Origin of the sequence: Stieleria sp. (assembly GCF_041595215.1) — a bacterium.
Classification (GTDB): Bacteria; Planctomycetota; Planctomycetia; order Pirellulales; family Pirellulaceae; genus Stieleria; species Stieleria magnilauensis.
The window spans coordinates 1-5,706 of record NZ_JBFHKV010000526.1; the positions used below are offsets into that span (position 1 = coordinate 1).

Annotated in this window: 5 protein-coding genes; 3 read left to right on the top strand and 2 right to left on the bottom strand. The window is 59.3% G+C overall.

The genetic code is table 11. The annotated features are described in order from the left end of the window. The 3 genes from ABX749_RS19305 to ABX749_RS19315 form a co-directional block, all read left to right on the top strand. A partial coding sequence (locus tag ABX749_RS19305; protein WP_372897405.1) for a Gfo/Idh/MocA family protein occupies positions 1–1,236 on the top strand: 1,236 nt, incomplete at its 5' end. Between the two features lie 319 nt (positions 1,237–1,555). Then, the gene (gene lysA, locus ABX749_RS19310) at positions 1,556–2,830 is read left to right on the top strand and encodes a diaminopimelate decarboxylase (protein ID WP_372897406.1); all 1,275 of its coding nucleotides are present in this window, start codon (positions 1,556–1,558) and stop codon (positions 2,828–2,830) included. An 8-nt stretch (positions 2,831–2,838) separates the two neighbouring features. Next, entirely contained in the window at positions 2,839–3,132 is a 294-nt protein-coding gene (locus ABX749_RS19315; protein WP_372897407.1) for a hypothetical protein, read from the top strand. Positions 3,133–3,562: 430 nt separating this feature from the next. Here ABX749_RS19315 and ABX749_RS19320 read toward each other — a convergent pair whose 3' ends face one another. Both ABX749_RS19320 and ABX749_RS19325 read right to left on the bottom strand, forming a co-directional pair. Further along, entirely contained in the window at positions 3,563–3,952 is a 390-nt protein-coding gene (locus ABX749_RS19320; protein ID WP_372897408.1) for a hypothetical protein, read from the bottom strand. Between the two features lie 155 nt (positions 3,953–4,107). Continuing rightward, positions 4,108–5,406 (bottom strand): ATP-binding protein, encoded by a 1,299-nt coding sequence (locus tag ABX749_RS19325; protein ID WP_372897409.1) that lies wholly within the window; start codon positions 5,404–5,406, stop codon positions 4,108–4,110. Between the last annotated feature and the right edge of the window lie 300 nt (positions 5,407–5,706).

The following is a 5,706-nucleotide window of genomic DNA, read 5'->3' on the forward strand; positions in this document are numbered from 1 at the left end:
ATGGTCGCCGATTACATCAAGGACAAAACCGGTACCGATCCGGGGCGGTACGTCGATTACAACGACATGATCGCCAAGGAAAACCTGGACGCCGTTTGCATCGGGACGCCCGACCACTGGCACCACAAACAGATCATCGATTCGCTCGCCGCGGGACTGAACGTCTACTGCGAAAAACCGATGACCAAGACGGTCGAAGAAGCGTTCAACGTCGAAAACAAGTGGCGCGCCTCGGGCAAGGTCATGCAGGTCGGCGTGCAGTCGACCAGTCTGCCGGTTTGGAATGAAATCCGGGCGTTGCTTCAAGACGGAAAACTCGGCAAGGTGCTCGGATTCCAAACCGAATACTTCCGCAACAGCAACGTCGGGCAATGGCGCTATTACAAGCTGGTTGCCGACATGAACCCGAAGAAGATTGATTGGCAGCGCTGGCTGGGCACCAACGAAGACCTCGCGCCGGAGATGCCGTTTGACCGTGCGGTTTACAAGCAGTGGCGACGGTTCTGGCCCTTCGGAAGCGGCATGTTCACCGACTTGTTCGTTCACCGCACCACGTCGATGTTGAAGGCGACGGGACTTCGGATCCCCGGACGCGTGGTCGGCGCCGGCGGAATCTTCATGGAGTACGACGGGCGCGATGTGCCCGACGTTGCTACCGTCGCGGCGGACTTCAACGAAGGCGTGCAAGGATTGATCACCGCGACGATGTGCAACCAAGAGTCGCGCGTGAATCAATTGATTCGTGGTCACTACGGCACCTTCGAACTCGGCAACGGCGAAGGGTTTGACGGGTTCGATTTCGTCCCCGAGCGACGCCAGGTCACTTCGCAGGGCGATTCCGCGAAGCGGACATTTGAAAACGAGCGAATCTCGACTGAGCCGGTCAAGAACACGACCAAGGCCCACTTCGCGAACTTCCTGGATGCCTGTGAAGCCGGCGAGCCGGAACTGTGCAACAACCCGCCAGACCTGGGTGCCGCGGCGATGGCCGTGGTGAACTTGGGGGCGCAAAGTTATCGCAAAGGCGAGGTGTACTTCGTCGATTCCGACAACCGCGACATCAGCACCAAAGACCCAGGCTGGGCGGCGAAATGGGAAGCCAAATCGAAGGCTCGCGAGTTGCCCAATCACATCGCGGGTTGGAAGGCCGGCGATGTCGGCAGCAAGCTTGACGAGCCGGAATACATGAATCTGGCCGGCCCGTGGACCGACGGCAAAGACCCCGCCGGTTCCTGATCGGGGTCCGGAAAACGCGAACCACGCAGGTGGTTCGCGGGTCTTCTCGGTCAGCCTGAGACGTTTTCCCAGGTTCCGCCTGGGAAAACCGTCCCGCGCGTTCCGTCGTCCGCGGTGGCTGGACAAAACAGCCCCCTTGGGGACAGAATGCGTCTTCGGTCTGTTGATTCAATCGATGTTTTGAAATCAACACGTGGATCTTAGCCCGACGCGCGAGCGAGGGGCGCCACGCTGCCCCGTGCTGACGCATGCGGGCTTCGATCAACAGGCCGCCTTGCCGGTTTTCCGTCCCGTTACCCCTCTCCGCCCTGCGATCGCGATGGCCTCTCTGACAACGCCCACCTTTTCTACCAGTCGCCATCAGATCGCGGGGCTATCCGTCGCGGAACTGGCCAAACAGTATGGAACGCCGCTCTACGTTTATGACCTGAACGTGATCGAGCAGCGGATTGCGGACTTGAGTCAATTCGACGTGATCCGTTATGCCCAAAAGGCGTGTGGGAACATCGCCATTTTGGATCGCATGCGGCGTCGTGACGTGGTCGTCGACGCGGTCAGTTGCGGTGAAATTCAGCGTGCGTTGGCGGCGGGGTATTTGCCCCAAGACCATCAGATCGTTTACACGGCCGATATTTTTGACTCCGCCGCATTGGATTTGGTTGTCGAGCACAAGCTGCACGTCAATTGCGGATCGCCCGACATGATTTCGCAGCTGGGCGAACGTCTTCCGGGTGCTGACGTGACATTGCGGATCAATCCCGGATTCGGCCACGGCCACAGCCAGAAAACGAACACCGGTGGCGAGCAGAGCAAGCACGGAATCTGGCACACCCAGATCGACGATTGCCTGCGTCGGGCCGACCAACACGGCGTCACTGTGACCGGGCTTCACATGCACATCGGGTCGGGGACCGACCTGGAACACCTCAGCGAGGTCTGTGAAGCGATGGAGCGGGTGGCGATGGAGGTCGGCAGGACGATCACGACGATCAGCGCCGGCGGCGGTTTGCCCGTGCCGTACAGCGAATCGGAATCGTATGTCGATTTGGACAAGTACTTTCAACTTTGGGACGCCACCCGTAACCGACTGAGCGAATCGTTCGGTCATCCGGTGACGTTGGAGATCGAACCGGGGCGTTACCTTTCAGCCGAATCGGGATTCTTGATCGCCGAAGTCCGCAGCGTGAAAAAGGTCGGCGAAAATCTGTTTGTGTTGCTCGATGCCGGGTTCAACGATCTGGCACGGCCGGTCATGTATGGCGCCCACCATCCGATTTCGGTTTGCTCCAGCGACGGCGCCGCGGTCGACGATCGCGACAACGTCCAAGCCGTCATCGGCGGACCGCTGTGCGAGTCGGGCGACATTTTCACCCAGCGCGAAGGCGGATACGTCGACAGTCGGGAACTGCCGATGTGTCGTGTCGGCGACTTTGTCATCCTGGAAAATGCGGGCGCCTACGGGTTTGTCATGGCCAGTAATTACAACAGCAAGACCCGCGCGGCCGAGGTGTTGATCGAACAGGGACAAGCCAAATTGATTCGCAAACGAGAGACGTTTGAGGATCTGATCCGCTGCGAGATGATTCCGGAGTAAGACCAGCAATGCGATTCGGATTGCGGGCACTACTGGTCGTCACCACCATGACCGCACTCTGGATCGCATTGATTCAACTGGTGCGTCCGCTGGCGTTTCTGTTGTTCGCCCTGGCCGCGTTTCAGGCCCTGACGCTGCCCGTGGTGTTCGTGTTGATCGGATTGACATCGCGGCAAAAGGGCACCGTGTTGGACGTCCAATCCAATGCGACGTTCATGGCGCTGTTGACCGCATGGAAGTTCAGCGTGCTGCTTTGCGGCGCGTTCTATTTCGCCGCGTTGTTGCAAGAGTTGGCGGGGTGAGCAACACGCGCCACTGGCTGACGCCACGTGCTGAGATGTCAGCGGGAAGCGTTAGCGAACCGATTATCCCGGAGGGATTTCAGCAAGTAGCCGGAGGTCAGCGCAGCGCCACCTCCGGGAAGCATGTCCCAGATTCCCATCGACCCCGGGACGGGGTCGCAGCGAATCAATCCACCGGCTGTGCCGCAGTCCGCGTCTCCAAAACCGTTGGTCGAGATGCTTGTCCACCCGGGGTGGCTGGCTGGGTCCGAGGATACTTGCGCCACTCGCTTCGACACCCTCCGGGGTCGTGTCGGTCGGGTGACCGGATGTCCGGAGGTGACGCTGCGCTCACCTCCGGCTACAGGCTTTGACCCCGTCCGGGGTCATGCCAGCGATCATTGAACGCCCGTGTTCCCGCACCATACGGCTGATTAAATCAACAAGCCGGTCAACGCGCAGCGCGTGACATCTGAAAGACGCCTAGGTCCTTCTTGCCTCGAAATGTCGCGTTGAACTGATGCGGCGTGACGGTGGCCGTCATTCGGTATTCGCCCAATAGCGGCAAGCGCGTCGACGAGTGATAGCGATTGGACGTGCCTGGGATGCGTTGCAGTTTTGCCGGATAGACAAATGGAATGACTTTGGCAAACCGTCCGGCAAACAGGGCTCGGTAAGTGTTGGCATCGACGGCGCGGATTCTGGCGCGAAGCGGACCTTGATGCCCCGTCGACGAAGACGACCAGCTGCCGACCCAGCGACCCGTCGGACTAGCCGCCGGGAGCGTCGTCGCGGTCAGGGAAAACACAACCAACAACAGGGTGAGTATTCGCGCGGGCATGCGTGGACCTTCAAGGCAGTGGTGGCAAGACGATGGGGGCACGACGATGGGAAGCTAGGCCTTGCGTCACGGCCCTGAAATCCCGATCGGGCAACATGACCACCATCCTAATTCGACAGCATGACGAGGTGTAGCCACGCCGCGGACACGATCGCTCAAATGCTGACGGCGTGACAGAGATCCGATTCGCTCTGGACCTTGTCGTAGCGGAACTCGTGTTCGAATCCTGCCATGGAAGTCCCGATCGTGAACCAGAAACAGGTGCCATCCTGATAGGCCGGGTCGATCCAGATTCTGCCGCCGTGGGTTTCGACAATTTTTCGTGCGATCGTCAGACCGGCTCCGGAACCTCCGCCATAGGCATCGGCGGCGTGCAACCGGCGGAAAATCGTAAACACCTCCGGACGCATCCGCTCGGGGATGCCGATTCCATTGTCGGCGATGAAGAAAGCAGTCACCGCTTCGTCATCCGGTCCGATCGGCTTGGTCTGAAATCCGACCTCCACTGTTTTCGATTCGTTGTCGTTGTACTTGATGCCGTTGGAGATCAGGTTTTGGAACAACTCATTGAGCAGCACTGGCGCTCCGTTGGCCGATGGCAGCTGCATGCTTTGGATCGACACTTTGCCCGACGCGAACAAGGCAAACAGGTTTTCCTTGACGTGACCGACCACCTCGTTCAGGTCGACCGACTGCAGGGGATCGACCACGCTGCCGACTCGAGCGTAGTGCAACATTTGATCGATCATGGTTTGAGCGCGATCGGTCAGTCGACGAATCAGTTCCAGCTTTTCTTTGGCGGCATCGTCCAGCTGGTCGCCGTAATCTTCGACAAAAAACTCCGTCAAGGAACCGATCCCGCGAATCGGTTGCTTCAGATCGTGTGATGCGGCGTAGGCGAATTCTTGCAGCGCTTCGTTGGATCGTTCCAATTCCAAGCGATACGTTTCCAACTGGTTGGTTCGGCCACGCAACTCGATCAGCGACGTCGTCTGGCGACCGAGTGCTTTGAGTGACAGGAGCTGTTCGGGGGACAGTTCGCGGGGGATCGAATCGATCACGCACAGTGTCCCCAGAGCGACTCCATCGGGCGTTACCAACGGCGATCCGGCGTAGAAGCGAATGTGCGGTGCTCCGGTGACCAGTGGATTGTCCAGGAATCTTGGGTCTTGCGTCGCGTCTCGGACGGCCAGCACCTCGCCTTGATTCAAGATCGCGTGGGCGCAAAATGCCGCGGAGCGATCGGTCTGGCCGACATCCACTCCGACCCGCGCCTTGAACCATTGGCGATCGGCATCGATCAAACTGACCAATGCAATCGGCGTTCGGCAAATCCGGGAGGCAATGCCGACGATGTCGTCATACTCTTGCTCGGGCAACGAGTCGAGGATCTGGTAGTCGACCAGAGTTTGCAACCGAACCGATTCGTTTGCTGGAAGTGGCGCCGCAGGCATGGGAATTCCGGGTGTGTCACCGAAAGACGAACGGCGGTCTAGGAGGCCGGTGTCGGTGACGAATTACAAATGGCATTGAACTGCCCAAGCCTAGCTTTCTCCGTTGCATTGAAATCATGTTGGCGGGTTTTCGCCCCATCTGGACCACCGTCGCCGTTGCCAGCCGGACGGATCAACCGGATTGGAAGGGGGATAAGGAGGGAAGGCTTCGGCCGATCGGCGGTGTGTCCGTAAACCCGCCAGCCATTTGGGTTCTCGGGTAGGCGGTAGTGGACGAGGCGACGAGTCCTTGCCAATCTG